This window comes from Mesorhizobium sp. B2-6-4 (assembly GCF_006441495.1).
Classification (GTDB): Bacteria; Pseudomonadota; Alphaproteobacteria; order Rhizobiales; family Rhizobiaceae; genus Mesorhizobium.
The window spans coordinates 112,905-127,408 of sequence record NZ_VFUE01000018.1 but is presented as its reverse complement, the minus strand read 5'-3'; the positions used below and the strand labels follow the sequence as shown (position 1 = coordinate 127,408).

The following is a 14,504-nucleotide window of genomic DNA, read 5'->3' as shown; positions in this document are numbered from 1 at the left end:
CATCCAGCGCGCCCTCCTGAAGGCCGTGAAAAAGCCGCTCGCTGCCCGCTGAAGCAGGAATAAGCGCGGAGTAATGTCAAATCCCCGCCGCGCTGAAGCGCCGCAGTCGCAAAACCGCAAACAAAGCTTGAAATACTGTCCGGCGCTTGCCCAGATAGGGTTGACGCAGGACGATGATGATCAAGACGCCGCCGCAGATCGAGATCCCCTTTGTCGGACGATGGCACTATTCGCGTGCCGAGATGATCGCCGACGGCATCGTCCATGCCGTCGGCATCGTGCTGGCGATCGCGGCCGGTTCGGCGCTGCTGGCGCTGGCCGCCTTTCGGGTCGGACCGGGCGAATACATCGCCGCCGCCTTCTATGTCGTGTCGCTGCTCACCGTGCTCTCGGTGTCGCTGACCTACAATCTATGGCCGGTGACTTCGCCGGTGAAATGGATTTTGCGGCGTTTCGACCACGCTGCGATCTATCTGCTCATCGCCGCCACCTACACGCCCTTTCTCGCGCAGCTCGACGGCTCGGCGCCGGCCGGCTGGATGATCGTCCTGGTCTGGACCGCGGCCATTATCGGCATCGCCATAAAGGTGTTTTTCCCCGGCCGCTTCGACCGGCTGGCGATCGTCTTCTATCTCGCCATCGGCTGGAGCGGCATCGTCCTGGTCGAGCCGCTCGTCGCTACCTTGCCGACGACGGCGATCGTGCTCATCGTCGCCGGCGGCGTCGTCTATTCCTGCGGCGTGATCTTCTTCGCCTGGAAGGGGCTGCGCTTCCACAACGCGCTGTGGCATGGTTTCGTGGTCACCGGCGCAGGCCTGCATCTGGCGGCGATGGTCGATTGCCTGGTCATCAACCGTCTCTGAAACTGCTGGCGGCAATATTGCCAAGCACCATTCAATTTGGTCACAATTCCGTTTAGAGTCGCCGACGACGTGATCGGCGGCAGCGGCATCGGAAACGGGGCACGGATGGCTTTTCTCAGATCCTTCGGCATGGGCAGGCGCTCCGACGTGCTGATCTACGACCCACACAAATTGTCGAGCCCGCAGGTCTTTCTCCTGACCATGGTCATCTTCCTGGCCATCGTCGCCTTCATCGCAGCGATCCTGACACGGCAGATCTCGACCGCCTTCGTCACCAATCCGGGGCTCAACGGCCTGATCATCGGCGTGCTTGCCGTCGGCATCCTTTTGGCCTTCGTCCAGGTCGGGCGGCTGTTTCGCGAAGTGCGCTGGGTCAACTCCTTCCGCGCCGGTTCCGAGATCACCGAACCGGTGCTGCTGGCGCCGATGAAGGCGATGATCGGCCGCTCGTCGAGCATGGCGTTTTCGACCAGCTCGATGCGCACCATGCTCGACTCCATCGCCACGCGGCTCGATGAAAGCCGCGACACCTCGCGCTACCTCGTCGGCCTCCTGGTATTCCTTGGCCTGCTCGGCACCTTCTGGGGCCTGCTGAACACGATCGGCTCCATCCGCGAGACCATCGAGTCGCTCGATCCCGGCACGGGCGATGCCGCCGCTGTGCTGGATTCGCTGAAGCAAGGGCTGTCGGCGCCGCTCGCCGGCATGGGCACGGCCTTCTCGTCCTCGCTGTTCGGCCTGTCCGGCTCGCTCGTTCTCGGTTTCCTCGACCTGCAGGCCGGCCGCGCGCAGACGCGCTTCTACACCGAACTGGAGAACTGGCTGTCCTCGGTCACCGACCTGTCGTCCGACATCGTCGTCTCCGACGCGGTCCGGACCGAGCCTTCCGATGAAATCCGCCTGCTGTCGGAGCGGCTGCGCAGCATGCAGGAGAATGGCGGCGGCTCCAATCCGCGCGTCGCCACCGCCATGGCCAATCTCGCCGACGGCATTTCCGGCCTGGTCAAGAACATGCGCTCCGAGCAGCAGATCATGCGCGACTGGGTCGAAGCACAGTCGGATGAACAAAAGGCGATGCGCAACACGCTGGAAAAGATCGCCGACGCCCTGAAGAAGACCGGGGTGCACTAGCATGGCGCTCGCCAGGAGCCGGCGCGCCGACCGCCGCATCGACTATTGGCCGGGCTTCGTCGACGCGTTGTCGACGCTGCTTCTGGCCATCATGTTCCTGCTCACCGTCTTCGTGCTGGCGCAGTTCCTGCTCGGCCGCGAAATCTCCGGCAAGGACGCCGTGCTGTCGCGTCTCAATTCGCAGATCAACGAACTGACGCAGCTTCTGGCGCTGGAGCGTTCCACGACACAGGACAAGGAGGATTCGCTCGCCAATCTGCAGGCATCGCTGTCGGCGGCCGAAGCGGAGAAGAGCCGGCTCCAGCAGCTGCTGGCGCAAGGTGCGGGCGCCGGTGATGCGGCCAACCAGCGCGCGGCGGCGCTGACGGGCGAGCTCGACAGCCAGCGCCAGATCAGCCAGCAGGCGCTGAGCCAGGTCGAGATCCTCAATCAGCAGATCGCGGCCTTGCGCAAGCAGATCGGCGCGCTCGAGGACGCGCTCAACGTCTCCGAGGCCCGCGACCGGGATTCCAACACCAAGATCGCCGACCTTGGCCGCCGCCTCAACGTGGCGCTGGCGCAGCGCGTGCAGGAACTCAACCGCTACCGCTCCGACTTCTTCGGCCGCCTGCGCGAAATCCTCGCCGACCGCGAGAACATCCGCATAGTCGGCGACCGCTTCGTCTTCCAGTCGGAAGTGTTGTTTCCGACCGGCTCGGAGGTGATCAACGATGCCGGCAAGGTCGAGATGAAGAAACTTGCCGACGCCATCATCGAGTTGCAGAAGGAGATTCCCCCGGAGATCAACTGGGTGCTGCGCGTCGACGGCCATACCGACAACAAGCCGCTGTCCGGCACCGGTCGGTATCGCGACAATTGGGAGCTGTCGACGGCGCGCTCCACTTCCGTGGTGAAGTTCCTGATCGAGAACGGCGTGCCGGCCAACCGGCTGGTCGCCGCCGGCTTCGGCGAGTTCCAGCCGCTCGATCCCGCCGACACCGAAGAGGCGCGCAACAAGAACCGCCGGATCGAACTGAAGCTCACCGAACGGTGATCCATCATCACGCGATCTCACGCGAATTTGTTCGCCGGCTCAACTATAGGGCGCAGTTGTGCACCGGCAAGGCCTGAAAAGATTATCTTTTTTTAATTACACTTCGCCGCAAAGCGCTCCTAGCGTGCTGCGCAGGGCCGAGAACCGCCGGCGATGCCTCCCATCGCGACGCGACGGAACTGGACGGCCCGCATCGTCCGGAAGCGGAACGGCAGAGCCGTTCTTTTCCGCAGCAAAAGGAGGCGCCGTCATGCGCTCTTCAGCATCTCTCAAGACTGCAACCCTTGCCGCGATTCTTGTCGCCGCCCCGCTTGCCGGCGCCTACGCCGCGGGTCACCACAGGGGCGCGCTCGACGCGACCGACCCGACCGACATGACCGGCCCGCGTGTCGAGGCTCTCATTGAACAGGTTCAAGGCGTGCATCAGGGCATAATCACCGCCAGACAGGCCAACAACATCACCCCGGCCGCGGCGGAGCGCCTGGAGATGCGCACCGCTCGCATAGGTCAGGCGGCGGAGAAGATAGCCTCGTCGGATCACGGCAGGATACCGGCCGCACAATATCATGACCTGCTGCGCCGTCTCGACAATGTCGACCAGCGGCTGAGGGTCGACATCGGTAGCGGTTTCCTGATGGGCGACGGCGCCGACGGCGGGAACTATCCGAACGGCTGAGGCCATTCTGATCGCGGCCCAAAAGGAAGGGACCACCTGGCGTCTACGGGACCCAATCCCGCAGGCGCCTCTTTTCCTCACCAGCCGAGCCAGACCGCGGCCAGGGCGGCCGCTGCCGGCGCGGCCTGCACGAACAGGATCTTGCGACCGACCGTTGCCGCCCCGTAGAGCCCGGCAACGGCCACGCAGAGCAGGAAGAAAACCTTGACCTGGAAACCGGCCGTGCCGAGGTAGAGGGCCCAGATCAGGCCGGCGGCGAGAAAGCCGTTATAGAGACCCTGATTGGCGGCAAGCACCTTCGAGGCGCTGGCGAATTCCGGCGTCAGCCGGAATGCCTTGTGCCCGCGCGGCGTGTCCCAGAGCACCATCTCCAGATAGACGATATAGACATGGATCAAGGCCACCAGCCCGACCAGGATGTTGCCGATCATCGTATTCCCTCGTGATGTATCGTCGGGCAGCATTTCACGCGTCGGCTCGCCAGCGCAAGGTGCATCTGCCGGATGGCGCGTGAGGGTTGCAAACGCTCCGGCGTTGGTATCTTTTCGCCCCTTCCCAATCACGGAAGCCGCCATGTCCTTTCAAAAACTCGATGACCTCGGCCACAAGCTCGAAGCCCTGGAGCACGCGCTGGCCATCCTCGGCGCCGATGAAGCGACCCACATGGCCGTCGGTGGCGGCGAGAAGCGCGCCGAGGCCATGGCGGCACTTGCCGGCATGTACCACACCAGGGCGACCGCGCCGGAAATAGCGGACTGGATCGCCGCCGCCGAAGGCGAGGCGCTTGACGATGAACAGCGGGCGGCGCTGGCCGAACTGCGGCGGCAATACACCAACCTGACCTGCCTGCCGGTCGAATTCGTCGAACGCCAGACGACCGCCCGCATGCGCTGCGAGCAGCTGTGGCGCGACCTGCGGGCCAAGAACGACTGGGCGGGCTTCCTGCCGGCGCTTGAAGGCGTGGTGGCGCTGGTGCGCGAAGAGGCGGCCCTGCGCGCCGACATCCTCGGCCTCGCCCCCTACGACGCGCTGATGGAGCAATACGACCCCGGCAACCGCACCGCCGACATCACCCCGGTGTTCGCCGACTTGAAGGCTTTCCTCAAGGGGTTCGTGCCGGAAGCGCTGGCGGCGCAGGAAGCGCGGCTGCGCAAGCATCCGCTGAAGCCGCTTGCGGGCAGCTACGCGATCGACAGGCAGCGTGAACTCGGCCTTGCCATGATGGCGGCGGTCGGCTTCGACCTGACGCACGGCTCGCTGTCGGTGTCGCACCATCCGTTCTGTGGCGGTGTGCCGAGCGACGTGCGCATCACCACCCGCTACAAGACTTCCGATTTCTTGTCGGCGCTGATGGGCGTGCTGCACGAGACCGGCCACGCACTCTACGAGCAGAACCTGCCGAAGGCCTGGTCGCACTGGCCGCTCGGCAAGGCGCGCGGCATGGCCGTGCATGAAAGCCAGAGTCTGTTCGTTGAAAAGCAGATCGGGCGCAATCCCGCCTTCTGGCGTTGGGCATTGCCGGTCGTGGAAAAGCATCTCGGCGAAATCTGGTCGCTCGACGACATCCTGCCGCATGTCCACCATGTCGAGCGCGGCCTGATCCGTGTCGATGCCGACGAGGTGACGTATCCGCTGCATGTCATCCTGCGCTATGAACTGGAGCAGGAGCTCGTCTCCGGCAGGCTCGAGGTGGCCGAACTGCCCGAGGCCTGGGACGCCAGGATGCGCGACTATCTCGGCCTCTCAACCATCGACAACCCCGCGGACGGGCCGATGCAGGACGTGCATTGGCCTGCTGCCGCCTTTGGCTACTTTCCCTCCTACACGCTGGGCGCGATAATGGCGGCGCAGCAATGGGCGGCGCTGACGCGGGAGCATCCGTCGGCCGATGACGATCTTGCCATGGGGAATTTCGGTGCCATCAACGATTGGCGCCGCAAGAACATATGGTCGCACGGATCGCGCTGGTCGACGCCCGACCTGCTCGAACGCGCCACCGGTGAAAAGCTCAATGCCGTCTATTTCACCGACCACCTGCGCAAACGGTATGGAGCCGCGTGAGCACGCCCAGCGTCGCCGCTACTCAGCCGCGCCCCTGAAGGCGCTGGCGCCGGTCTCGAACTGCAGCTTGGCCAGCCGGGCATAGATGCCGCCCTTGGTCACCAGGCTCTGATGCGTGCCTTCCTCGACGATGCGGCCGCCATCCATCACCAGGATGCGGTCGGCCTTCAGCACCGTCGCCAGGCGGTGCGCGATGACGATCGTGGTGCGGCCCCGCATCAGCCGCTCCAGCGCCATTTGCACCAGCGTCTCGCTTTCGGCGTCGAGTGCCGAGGTCGCCTCGTCGAGCAACAGGATCGGCGCGTCGCGCAGGATGGCGCGGGCGATCGCCACCCGCTGGCGTTGCCCGCCCGACAGCGTCACGCCGCGCTCGCCGACCTGGCTGTCATAGCCCTTCTCGAGCTTGAGGATGAATTCGTCGGCCAGCGCGTCCTTTGCCGCCGCTTCGATCTCTGACTCGCTGGCGCCCGGCCGGCCGAAGCCGATATTGTCGCGCGCGCTGGCCGCGAAGATGGTGACGTCCTGCGGCACGATGGCGATGCGCTGCCGTATCGAAAGGGGGTCGGCTTCGCGGATGTCGACGCCGTCGATCAGGATCCTGCCGGTCTCCGGATCGTAGAAGCGCAGGATCAGCGAGAACACCGTGCTCTTGCCCGCTCCCGAGGGACCGACGATCGCCACCGTCTCGCCAGGCTTGACCGAGAAGCTCAGGCCGTGGACGGCGGCGCGGTCGGGCCGGGCCGGGTAGGAAAAGGACACGGCCTCGAAGCTGATCGCTCCCTTGCTCGCCACCGGCAGCGGCCTGGGATTGGCAGGCGCCACGATCGCCGGCTCCTCGGCCAGGATTTCGGTCAGCCGTTCGGCGGCACCTGCTGCCTGGGCCAATTCGCCCCAGACCTCCGATAGCGCGCCGAGCGCACCGGCGGCGAATACCGAATAGAGCAGGAACTGGCCTAGCGTGCCCGGCGACAGATTGCCGTCGAGCACGTCGCGCGAGCCGAACCACAGCACCGCCACGACCGAGGAGAAAATCGTGAAGATGGCGAAGAAGGTGAGGAACGAGCGCGCGAAGATCGAGGCGCGCGCGGCTTCGAAGGCAGCCTCGACGGCACCCGAAAAACGCCCGGTGACCAGCGTCTCATTGGTGAAGGCCTGCAATGTGCGCACCGCGCCGATCTGCTCGCTGGCATAGGCGGTGGCATCGGCCAGCGTGTCCTGCGCCTGCCTTGACTTGCGCCGCACCGAGCGGCCGAAGGCGACCAGCGGCAGCACGATGATTGGAATGGCTGCGATGACCAGCCCGGACAGTTTCGGGCTGGTGAAAACCATCATCGCGACCGCGCCGAGGCCAAGGATGACATTGCGCAGCGCCACCGAAGCGGTCGCCCCGACCGCCGATTTGACCTGCGTGGTGTCGGCGGCGAGCCGCGACACGATCTCGCCCGACTGGGCAGTGTCGAAGAAGGCCGGCGACAGTTTCGTCACATGGGCAAAGACATCGCGCCTGATATCGGCGACGACGCGCTCGCCGAGCGTGATGACGAAATAGTAGCGGCCCGCCGATGCCGCCGCCAGCAGCGCGGCCATCGCCACCAGCGCGGCGAAATATTCGGCGATGAAGGAGGAACCGGACGGCGTGAACCCATGATCGATCATGCGCCGTACCGCCAGCGGCAGCGCCAGCGTCGTCACCGCCGCGACGATCAGCGAGATGACGGCGCCCGCCACCAATGTGCGGTAGCGGCCGATGTAGGGAAACAGGCGCCTGAGCGGCTTGAGCGAGCGCCGGCGCTCGTCTGCGCTGCTGGTTTGCGCCATCCTGGTCTTTCCTCTTGGCCGCCTTCAGCTATACGCCTCAATATGCGCTTGCCGCGGCCTTGTGATTCAATTCCGGCTGATGTATAGGCTCGCCGACCGTTTTAGAAGCCGTGGCTCCTCAATAGCTGCGGCTTCGAGTTTTAAAAAGGGGCGCATCGACGCAGGCTTTCAGCCCGTCAGCCGCACCCGGCAAACCAGGAACCGAGCCATGAAGACCGATATCCATCCCGACTACCACACCATCAAGGTCGTCATGACCGACGGCACCGAGTACATGACCCGTTCGACCTGGGGCAAGGAAGGCGATACGATGAACCTCGACATCGACCCGACCACGCACCCGGCCTGGACCGGCGGCCAGCAGACCCTGCTCGACCGCGGCGGCCGCCTGTCGAAGTTCAAGAAGCGCTTCGAAGGTTTCGGCCTCTAGGCCCCATCAGCTTTTCGCTGACCAGAGAACCCGTCCTCGTGGCGGGTTTTTTGTTGGCCAATGCACGTCCCTTCACGCTGGCGCTTGCCTCCACCTCCCCCTTGTCGGTCCCGTGTGGGAGGTCGGACCGAAGGTCGGGTGGGTCGGCGCTGCCCCCACCCCGCTGCTTCGCAGCGACCCTCCCCACGAGGGGGCGGGTGAGAGCATCCTATTCCGCAAGCAATTCCCTGAGCGCCATGCGCTTGTAGGCGGCGACCAGCCTGTCGCCCTCCTTCCGCTCGACCGAGATCGCCAGCCGCATGGCGGCCTCGCCCATCTGCCAGACGAGAAACGCCGTCGTCTCCAGCGCGACGGCATCGGCATCGGGCCGCAGGCGTTTGAGCGTCGCAGTGAGAAATTCGGCGTTCGCACGGCTGTCGGCGAGCTCCAGTTCGCGCAGCGCTTTGTCGGCCTGCGTGCCCGACCAGATGTCGCGCATCACCGGCTCCGCCAGGAACAGGTGGTAATAAATGTCCACCAGCTCCGAGAACGCCCGCCGAAGGCCCTCGGCGTCGCCGACGTCCTTGAGCGCGGCTGAAATGCAGGCCTGGCTTTCGGCGGTGTAGCGCTCGGCCAGCGCCCAGACGATCGCCCGCTTGTCGGGGAAGAACTGGTAGAGCGAGCCGATCGACACCCCAGCCCGCTCCGCCACCTCGCCCATGCGCATGGCATCGCTGCCTTGCTCCGCAATCAGCGCCGAGGCGGCGGCGAGCATGCGCTCGACCCGTTCACGGCTGCGCTGCTGGCTCGGCGCGCGGCGTGGCGTGGCGACCTGTTCCGGTGGGGACGTGGCGGTTTTTTCCATGGCTCTTCAACAGACGCCGGGCGGCAATGCCACCCAGAAATGACTTGACTCGCAAAATACGAGGGGTTTATCACGTTTTGCAAATATGAGGATTTCTCATGTTTTGAAAGAAGCAGACGGGATAATTGATTTGAAGGCGTCGAACAGGTGGCCGGCCATCCCGCAAAACTTTTCTGCCCATTGCGGCTGAAACCGCCGCAACCGGCATCTGGAGCAACTGACATGATCGCGAAACTACTTCCCAGCCTCATCTTCATCGCCGCTATCGGCTCGGGCGTTGTTGGCGGCGTGTTCTTCGCTTTTTCCAACTTCGTCATGCCGGCAATGGCTCGCCTGCCTCCGTCGGGCGGCATCGCCGCCATGAACTCGATCAACATCACCGTCATCACGCCGATGTTCATGACCGCCTTGTTCGGCACCGGCCTGATCTGCCTTGTCTTGATCGCCGGCGCCATCATCGGCTGGCAGCAGCCAGGCTCCTTCTGGCTGCTGGCCGGCGCAGTCATCTATCTCGTCGGCAACCCGATCGTGACGATGGTTTTCAACGTGCCGCTCAACGACGCGCTGGCCGCCGTCGATCCGGCGAGCAGCAACGGCGCTGCTGTATGGACCACCTATCTCAGGGACTGGGTGATGTGGAACCACGTGCGCGCCATCACCGCCATCGCCGCGCTGGCATCCTTCTGGTTCGCCGCGCGTTGACGTGTCTCGGTCCGCCGCGTTCGGCATCGCGGCGACCGAGGCGTGTTTATCGGGAGAAGCGCCGTGAACGACCCGTATTCCACCATGGCCTTGGGCATTGCCGCGGGGATCGGCCTCGGCGCTGTCTGTGGCGCAGCGATGGATGACCCTGCCGTCGGCATCGGCATGGGCATAGCAATCGGCGCGGGGATCGGCGCGATTTTCGGGCAGAGGCGAGGAAAATGACGTCCGGCTTCTGCGGAAGTCTCAGCTCTTCGCCTTGCGGTCGGAATGACCGAGATCGCGGTCCGGGTCGATGACGTCGCGCACCAGTTGCTTGAGTTTTGCCGCATCCGGAAAGCCGCCGTCGCGCTTGCGGTCCCAGACCAGCACCTCGTTGCACGATATGGTGAAGACGCCGCCGGTGCCGGGCACCAGCGTCACCTCGCCCAGATCGGTGCCGAATGTCGATAGCAGTTCCTGCGCCATCCAGCCGGCACGCAGCAGCCACTGGCACTGCGTGCAATAGGTGATGCGGATGGTGGGCAGCGGTTTTTCGATCATGTCAGGCTTTGCTCACGCAGCGCTGAGCTTGGCCATAGTCTCCTCGTCGACCTCGAAATTGGCGTAGACGCTTTGAACGTCATCGTCGTCCTCGAGCGTGGCGACCAGCTTCATCAGCGACTGGGCGCGTTCTTCATCGACCGGAATATTGTTCTGCGGTTTCCAGATCGGCTTCACCGATTCCGCCTCGCCGAGAGAGGCTTCGAGTGCCTTCGACACCTCGCCGAGGTTTTCGAAGGCGCAATAGATGGTGTGACCTTCCTCATCCGACTCCACGTCATCGGCGCCGGCTTCGATTGCCGCGTCCATGACCTTGTCGGCGCTGCCGGCCGATGCTGGATAATAGATCTCGCCGACCCGATCCCACATGAACGACACCGAGCCGGTTTCGCCCATCGCCCCACCGGCCTTGGTGAAGGCGGCGCGCACATTCGAAGCCGAGCGGTTGCGATTGTCGGTCAGCGCCTCGACGATTACGGCGACGCCGCCGGGACCGTAGCCCTCGTAACGCACGGCTTCGTAATTTTCGGCGTCGCCCATCGACGCCTTGTTGATGGCGCGCTGGATGTTGTCCTTCGGCATCGACACCGCCTTGGCGTTCTGCACGGCAAGGCGCAGGCGCGGATTCATCGACGGATCGGGGGTCCCGCTCTTGGCCGCGACGGTGATTTCGCGCGCCAGCTTGGAAAACATTTTCGACCGCACCGCGTCCTGACGGCCCTTGCGGTGCATGATGTTCTTGAACTGTGAATGGCCAGCCATGGCACCCCTGTCGTGTTCGGCTAGAGCATCGCGCGGCGAGATGCATGACCCGCCTTCCGCAATGCTCGAATTCAAAATGTCAGAACGTCCCTGCTGCGTCCGAATGGACGTATGGCGCTCTTTGTCGGAATGGCCGGCTTATAGATAAATCGGCTCAATTCGTCCAGCCGCGCCGCGCTTTGCCACGCACGGCAAAAGCCGTGACGGCTGTTCACCCCTCCAGATCCGACTTCAGCCGGTCGATGATACTAAGCGCATGGCCGGCGTACTGGCTGATCCAGCGGTCGTGTATCTGCTTGATCGGCAGCGCATTGAGATTGTTCCAGCGCTCGCGCCCCTCGCGCCGCGCCACGATGAGATCGGCCTCTTCCAGCACTTTGAGATGCAGCATGACGGTGCAGCGGTCGATGTCGGAAAACGCCTCGCACAGCATGCCGGTCGTCTTTGGCGCGTCCTTCAGCAGATCCAGCATCTCGCGCCGGCGCGGATGCGCCAGCGCCTTGAAAACATTGTCGTCTTGCGATCGGCTTGACATGTTATTTTTTTATAACATAAGCTCCTATCAATCAAGGAAGGAACTGTGGATATGTCTCTTGGTTTCAGGGTTTCAGGACGCATCGGCAAACCGGTCGCCGACGTCTTCGACGCGGTCGTCAATCCGAAGAAGCTCAGCTCCTATTTCACCACCATCGGCGGTGCCAGCGCGCCCTTGGTGCCGGGCGCCAATGTCGTGTGGTGGGGCAAGGTGCCGGTCGAAGTCGACGAAATCGTCAGGGACAGCCGCATCGTGCTGCGCTGGGATGCCACCGACGAAGAGGGAAAGCCGGCCTACAAGACCCGCATCGAGATGAATTTCGAGCCGCTCGACGACGGCGGCACCTTCGTCACCATCGCCGAGGCCGGCTGGCACGAGGACGCGGTCGGCCTGAAGAAGTCCTATCTCAATTGCGAGGGCTGGTCGCAGATGCTGGCCTGCATGAAGGCCTATGTCGAACACGGCATCAATTTGCGCGAAGGCTACTACCGCAGCGAGATGAAGGGCGAGCCTGCCAACGAGACCAACATTTGAGCGAAGGGAGGCCTGCCGTGAAAGTAACTCCGTTCCTGATGTTCGAAGGCAAGGCCGAGGAGGCCATGGCCTTCTATTGCGAAACCATCCCGGAGAGCCGTGTCCTCGACCTCACGCGCTACGGTGCAGGCGAGGACGGACTCGAAGGGGCAGTCAAGCTGGCCCGCGCATCCATCGGCGGCACGGAGGTCATGATCTTCAACAGCCCTGTGCACCACGCCTTCACCTTCACGCCGTCGGTCTCGCTCTTCGTCGACTGTTCCACCGAAGAAGAGCTGGAACGCATCGTCGAGGCCCTGTCCAAAAACGGCACGTTTCTGATGCCGACCGGCAATTACGGCTTCAGCCGCCGTTTCGCCTGGCTGAACGACAGGTTCGGCGTTTCCTGGCAGATCAATCTGCCGTAGCAGGACCGGGCCAGGCCGAGATCCTGGCTGGGACTGTTCACCGGGGATTTCCCGGGCGCCGCCGATCATCTCGCCAAGGCCGGCGTCGAGCGATGCGACGTCATCGAGCCGCTGGGAGAGGGCTTCCGTGGTTTCTGGATCACCAGCCCCGCCAACATCGTTCACATGGTGCGGGAGCCCGACGCCTGGTGAAGGCGTGTTCGGCAGGGGAGAACGCTATGGAAATCCGCGAGACACCGACGGCCGAAGCCGCCATGCTGATCCGGCGGCCGGTCTCCGACGTTTTCGAGGCCATCGTCGACCCGGAGATCACCACGAAATTCTGGTTCACCCATTCCAGCGGCAGGCTGGACGGCGGCAAGCCGGTTCAATGGGAGTGGCGCATGTATGGCGTCTCGACGACGGTGGTCGCCAGCGAGATCGTCGTCAACGAAAAGATCGTCATGCAATGGAGCGATCCGCCGACCACGGTGATCTGGACCTTCACCGAAATGCCAGGTGACGCGACCTTCCTGGAGGTCCACAATTTCGGCTTTGCCGGCAATGGCGACGAACAGGCGAAACAGGCGGTCGATTCAACCGGCGGCTTCACGCTCGTTCTGGCCGGCGCCAAGGCCTGGCTCGAACAAGGCCTGACACTAGGCCTGATCGGCGACCGTCACCCGAAGGGCGCACCGGGGAGTTGAACCGGCTCAGGTTTTACGCTTTTCCTGCTCGATCACGTGATGGCGGAGCACACGATTGATTTCGGTCTGGTAACCACCACCCCCGACATGCTCCTTGAACCACGATAGCACGTCAGTATCGAGTCTGATTGTCACTGGCTGCTTGAGTGGTCTGTAAAGATGTCCACGACGAGCATGAATCCAATTCTCCGCCGGAACTTCTGGGATGTCGGAAGTATTAATTTCGCTGTCAGGCAAACCAGCCAGCTTGGCGAGCTGGTTGCGCTGATCCTGACTAAGGTCCTTCTTGCTCATAGCGCCTCCTTTCATGCGCTGTCGCTTTCCGGGCACCAACAATCCTAACTCGTCCTTCATCTTCGCGATCAGGATATGTGTGGACAACCAGCATGACCACTACGGCATCGATCGTCCCGATAGCGTGCCAACGCTGCTCACCATCTTCAAACCGGTCGGGCACGATGAGATAAAGCGGATCATCGAACACCTTCTGCGCGAGATCGAATCCGATGCCGAGCTTGGCAAGTTTGCGCCTGGCTCTTTCAGCATCCCATTCGAACCGCAAAGCAGCACCATCGATTACGATATTGTACGTACAATTTCGTAAGAGTCAGCCTGAACTCGGCATTGGCCATGTCGTCAGGCTCAATGCCCGCCGCCGGACTTCGCCTTCTTGCGGTTCCGCGCCAGCATGTTGAGGCCTTCGACGAGCGCCGAAAAACCCATCGCCGCGTAGATATAACCCTTGGGCACATGGTAGCCCATGCCGTCGGCGATCAGCGTCATGCCGATCATCAACAGGAAGCCCAGCGCCAGCATGACGATGCTCGGGTTCCTGGCTATGAAGTTCGCCAACGGCGTAGCCGCCAGCATCATCACCGTAACCGCCACGATGACGGCGATGTACATGATGGCGATCTCGTCGGTCATGCCGACGGCGGTAATGATGGAATCGATGGAGAAGACAAGGTCGAGAAGCAGTATCTGGAAGATGGCGCCGGCAAGGCTCATCTGCACGGTCTCGCCCAGCATCGTGTCCTGGTGGTCGTCGGGGTCGACCGTGTGATGGATCTCCTTGGTCGCCTTCCACACCAGGAACAGGCCACCGGCGATCAGGATCAGGTCGCGCCAGGAAAAGCCGTGGCCAAGGGCGGTGAAGACCGGCGCCGTCAGTTGGACGATGATCGAGATGGTGGCGAGCAGCACCAGCCGCATGACGAGCGCCGCCGAGATGCCGAGCCGGCGGGCGCGGGCTCGCTGTGCTTCCGGCAGCTTGTTGGTCAGGATCGAGATGAAGATCAGGTTGTCGATGCCGAGCACGATCTCGAGCACCACCAGGGTCAACAGCGCGACCCAGGCGGTGGGATCGGACACGAAGGCGAAGTGCGGCGCCAGGAACTCGATAAGCTGCATGGAGGTCGTCCCCTCTACGATCTAGAGCAGTGTCGCCGGCAGTTAGGTATTGAGAGCCCCTATATCAAT

At 63.4% G+C, this 14,504-nt stretch carries 20 protein-coding genes; 11 read left to right on the top strand and 9 right to left on the bottom strand.

Annotated elements, in window-relative coordinates:
- The first annotated feature begins 176 nt into the window (after positions 1–176).
- The 4 genes from FJ426_RS23535 to FJ426_RS23520 all read left to right on the top strand — a co-directional run bounded on the left by FJ426_RS23535 (position 177) and on the right by FJ426_RS23520 (position 3,703).
- Entirely contained in the window at positions 177–863 is a 687-nt protein-coding gene (locus tag FJ426_RS23535) for a hemolysin III family protein (RefSeq protein WP_140560788.1), read from the top strand.
- 105 nt (positions 864–968) lie between these two features.
- Positions 969–1,994: a MotA/TolQ/ExbB proton channel family protein gene (locus FJ426_RS23530; RefSeq protein ID WP_140493167.1), complete on the top strand. Its 1,026-nt coding sequence runs from the start codon at positions 969–971 to the stop codon at positions 1,992–1,994.
- A gap of 1 nt (position 1,995) precedes the next feature.
- Positions 1,996–3,027 (top strand): peptidoglycan -binding protein, encoded by a 1,032-nt coding sequence (locus FJ426_RS23525; protein ID WP_140493164.1) that lies wholly within the window; start codon positions 1,996–1,998, stop codon positions 3,025–3,027.
- 250 nt (positions 3,028–3,277) lie between these two features.
- A complete protein-coding gene (locus FJ426_RS23520) occupies positions 3,278–3,703 on the top strand; it encodes a hypothetical protein (RefSeq protein ID WP_140560787.1) in 426 nt (141 codons plus the stop codon).
- Positions 3,704–3,780: 77 nt separating this feature from the next.
- Here FJ426_RS23520 and FJ426_RS23515 read toward each other — a convergent pair whose 3' ends face one another.
- Positions 3,781–4,134, bottom strand: coding sequence for a DUF1304 domain-containing protein (locus tag FJ426_RS23515; protein WP_140560786.1), 354 nt, complete (start codon positions 4,132–4,134; stop codon positions 3,781–3,783).
- A gap of 142 nt (positions 4,135–4,276) precedes the next feature.
- Here FJ426_RS23515 and FJ426_RS23510 point away from each other — a divergent pair, with 142 nt between their 5' ends.
- Entirely contained in the window at positions 4,277–5,764 is a 1,488-nt protein-coding gene (locus FJ426_RS23510) for a carboxypeptidase M32 (RefSeq protein ID WP_140525040.1), read from the top strand.
- A gap of 18 nt (positions 5,765–5,782) precedes the next feature.
- Here the strand turns inward: FJ426_RS23510 and FJ426_RS23505 are convergent, their stop codons facing one another.
- Positions 5,783–7,582: an ABC transporter transmembrane domain-containing protein gene (locus tag FJ426_RS23505; protein ID WP_140493152.1), complete on the bottom strand. Its 1,800-nt coding sequence runs from the start codon at positions 7,580–7,582 to the stop codon at positions 5,783–5,785.
- Positions 7,583–7,790: 208 nt separating this feature from the next.
- On the opposite strand from FJ426_RS23505, the gene rpmE reads away from it, so the two are divergent.
- Positions 7,791–8,012: a 50S ribosomal protein L31 gene (gene rpmE / locus FJ426_RS23500; protein WP_006327661.1), complete on the top strand. Its 222-nt coding sequence runs from the start codon at positions 7,791–7,793 to the stop codon at positions 8,010–8,012.
- A gap of 208 nt (positions 8,013–8,220) precedes the next feature.
- Here rpmE and FJ426_RS23495 read toward each other — a convergent pair whose 3' ends face one another.
- Complete coding sequence (locus tag FJ426_RS23495; protein ID WP_140554909.1) at positions 8,221–8,856, bottom strand: TetR/AcrR family transcriptional regulator; 636 nt, start codon at positions 8,854–8,856, stop codon at positions 8,221–8,223.
- Positions 8,857–9,078: 222 nt separating this feature from the next.
- Here FJ426_RS23495 and FJ426_RS23490 point away from each other — a divergent pair, with 222 nt between their 5' ends.
- Together FJ426_RS23490 and FJ426_RS31490 are read left to right on the top strand one after the other, a co-directional pair.
- Positions 9,079–9,558 carry a DUF1772 domain-containing protein gene (locus FJ426_RS23490; RefSeq protein ID WP_181170859.1) on the top strand — a complete coding sequence of 160 codons (480 nt, stop codon included), beginning with the start codon at positions 9,079–9,081 and terminating at the stop codon, positions 9,556–9,558.
- A 63-nt stretch (positions 9,559–9,621) separates the two neighbouring features.
- Positions 9,622–9,783: a hypothetical protein gene (locus FJ426_RS31490; RefSeq protein ID WP_181165385.1), complete on the top strand. Its 162-nt coding sequence runs from the start codon at positions 9,622–9,624 to the stop codon at positions 9,781–9,783.
- A gap of 21 nt (positions 9,784–9,804) precedes the next feature.
- Here FJ426_RS31490 and FJ426_RS23485 read toward each other — a convergent pair whose 3' ends face one another.
- From FJ426_RS23485 to FJ426_RS23475, 3 genes are all read right to left on the bottom strand, one after another.
- Positions 9,805–10,101, bottom strand: a complete 297-nt coding sequence (locus FJ426_RS23485) for a SelT/SelW/SelH family protein (RefSeq protein WP_140493146.1) — start codon at positions 10,099–10,101, stop codon at positions 9,805–9,807.
- 12 nt (positions 10,102–10,113) lie between these two features.
- Positions 10,114–10,863 carry a YebC/PmpR family DNA-binding transcriptional regulator gene (locus tag FJ426_RS23480; protein ID WP_140525039.1) on the bottom strand — a complete coding sequence of 250 codons (750 nt, stop codon included), beginning with the start codon at positions 10,861–10,863 and terminating at the stop codon, positions 10,114–10,116.
- 211 nt (positions 10,864–11,074) lie between these two features.
- Positions 11,075–11,398: a helix-turn-helix domain-containing protein gene (locus FJ426_RS23475; protein WP_140525038.1), complete on the bottom strand. Its 324-nt coding sequence runs from the start codon at positions 11,396–11,398 to the stop codon at positions 11,075–11,077.
- Between the two features lie 51 nt (positions 11,399–11,449).
- On the opposite strand from FJ426_RS23475, the gene FJ426_RS23470 reads away from it, so the two are divergent.
- The 3 genes from FJ426_RS23470 (at position 11,450) to FJ426_RS23460 (ending at position 13,025) form a co-directional block, all read left to right on the top strand.
- Entirely contained in the window at positions 11,450–11,932 is a 483-nt protein-coding gene (locus tag FJ426_RS23470; RefSeq protein ID WP_140493137.1) for an SRPBCC domain-containing protein, read from the top strand.
- 17 nt (positions 11,933–11,949) lie between these two features.
- Positions 11,950–12,339, top strand: coding sequence for a VOC family protein (locus tag FJ426_RS23465; protein WP_224618075.1), 390 nt, complete (start codon positions 11,950–11,952; stop codon positions 12,337–12,339).
- A gap of 218 nt (positions 12,340–12,557) precedes the next feature.
- Entirely contained in the window at positions 12,558–13,025 is a 468-nt protein-coding gene (locus FJ426_RS23460; protein ID WP_140554908.1) for an SRPBCC family protein, read from the top strand.
- Positions 13,026–13,031: 6 nt separating this feature from the next.
- Here FJ426_RS23460 and FJ426_RS23455 read toward each other — a convergent pair whose 3' ends face one another.
- From FJ426_RS23455 to FJ426_RS23445, 3 genes are all read right to left on the bottom strand, one after another.
- A complete protein-coding gene (locus FJ426_RS23455) occupies positions 13,032–13,319 on the bottom strand; it encodes a BrnA antitoxin family protein (protein ID WP_140525036.1) in 288 nt (95 codons plus the stop codon).
- Positions 13,300–13,587, bottom strand: a complete 288-nt coding sequence (locus FJ426_RS23450) for a BrnT family toxin (RefSeq protein ID WP_140525035.1) — start codon at positions 13,585–13,587, stop codon at positions 13,300–13,302. Before FJ426_RS23450 ends, FJ426_RS23455 begins: the two co-directional genes overlap by 20 nt.
- 80 nt (positions 13,588–13,667) lie before the next feature.
- The gene (locus FJ426_RS23445; protein ID WP_140517541.1) at positions 13,668–14,435 is read right to left on the bottom strand and encodes a TerC family protein; all 768 of its coding nucleotides are present in this window, start codon (positions 14,433–14,435) and stop codon (positions 13,668–13,670) included.
- Positions 14,436–14,504: the final 69 nt, after the last annotated feature.

What these genes read in the sequence shown, in the direction of transcription:
- FJ426_RS23460 (WP_140554908.1), top strand. Translation starts at nt 12,558, where the DNA reads ATGGAAATCCGCGAGACACCGACGGCCGAAGCCGCCATGCTGATCCGG.
- FJ426_RS23535 (WP_140560788.1), top strand. Translation starts at nt 177, where the DNA reads ATGATCAAGACGCCGCCGCAGATCGAGATCCCCTTTGTCGGACGATGG.
- FJ426_RS23445 (WP_140517541.1), bottom strand. Translation starts at nt 14,435, where the DNA reads ATGCAGCTTATCGAGTTCCTGGCGCCGCACTTCGCCTTCGTGTCCGAT.
- FJ426_RS23475 (WP_140525038.1), bottom strand. Translation starts at nt 11,398, where the DNA reads ATGTCAAGCCGATCGCAAGACGACAATGTTTTCAAGGCGCTGGCGCAT.
- FJ426_RS23495 (WP_140554909.1), bottom strand. Translation starts at nt 8,856, where the DNA reads ATGGAAAAAACCGCCACGTCCCCACCGGAACAGGTCGCCACGCCACGC.
- FJ426_RS23470 (WP_140493137.1), top strand. Translation starts at nt 11,450, where the DNA reads ATGTCTCTTGGTTTCAGGGTTTCAGGACGCATCGGCAAACCGGTCGCC.
- FJ426_RS23515 (WP_140560786.1), bottom strand. Translation starts at nt 4,134, where the DNA reads ATGATCGGCAACATCCTGGTCGGGCTGGTGGCCTTGATCCATGTCTAT.
- FJ426_RS23485 (WP_140493146.1), bottom strand. Translation starts at nt 10,101, where the DNA reads ATGATCGAAAAACCGCTGCCCACCATCCGCATCACCTATTGCACGCAG.
- FJ426_RS23525 (WP_140493164.1), top strand. Translation starts at nt 1,996, where the DNA reads ATGGCGCTCGCCAGGAGCCGGCGCGCCGACCGCCGCATCGACTATTGG.
- FJ426_RS23480 (WP_140525039.1), bottom strand. Translation starts at nt 10,863, where the DNA reads ATGGCTGGCCATTCACAGTTCAAGAACATCATGCACCGCAAGGGCCGT.
- rpmE (WP_006327661.1), top strand. Translation starts at nt 7,791, where the DNA reads ATGAAGACCGATATCCATCCCGACTACCACACCATCAAGGTCGTCATG.
- FJ426_RS23520 (WP_140560787.1), top strand. Translation starts at nt 3,278, where the DNA reads ATGCGCTCTTCAGCATCTCTCAAGACTGCAACCCTTGCCGCGATTCTT.
- FJ426_RS23510 (WP_140525040.1), top strand. Translation starts at nt 4,277, where the DNA reads ATGTCCTTTCAAAAACTCGATGACCTCGGCCACAAGCTCGAAGCCCTG.
- FJ426_RS23505 (WP_140493152.1), bottom strand. Translation starts at nt 7,582, where the DNA reads ATGGCGCAAACCAGCAGCGCAGACGAGCGCCGGCGCTCGCTCAAGCCG.
- FJ426_RS23455 (WP_140525036.1), bottom strand. Translation starts at nt 13,319, where the DNA reads ATGAGCAAGAAGGACCTTAGTCAGGATCAGCGCAACCAGCTCGCCAAG.
- FJ426_RS23490 (WP_181170859.1), top strand. Translation starts at nt 9,079, where the DNA reads ATGATCGCGAAACTACTTCCCAGCCTCATCTTCATCGCCGCTATCGGC.
- FJ426_RS23530 (WP_140493167.1), top strand. Translation starts at nt 969, where the DNA reads ATGGCTTTTCTCAGATCCTTCGGCATGGGCAGGCGCTCCGACGTGCTG.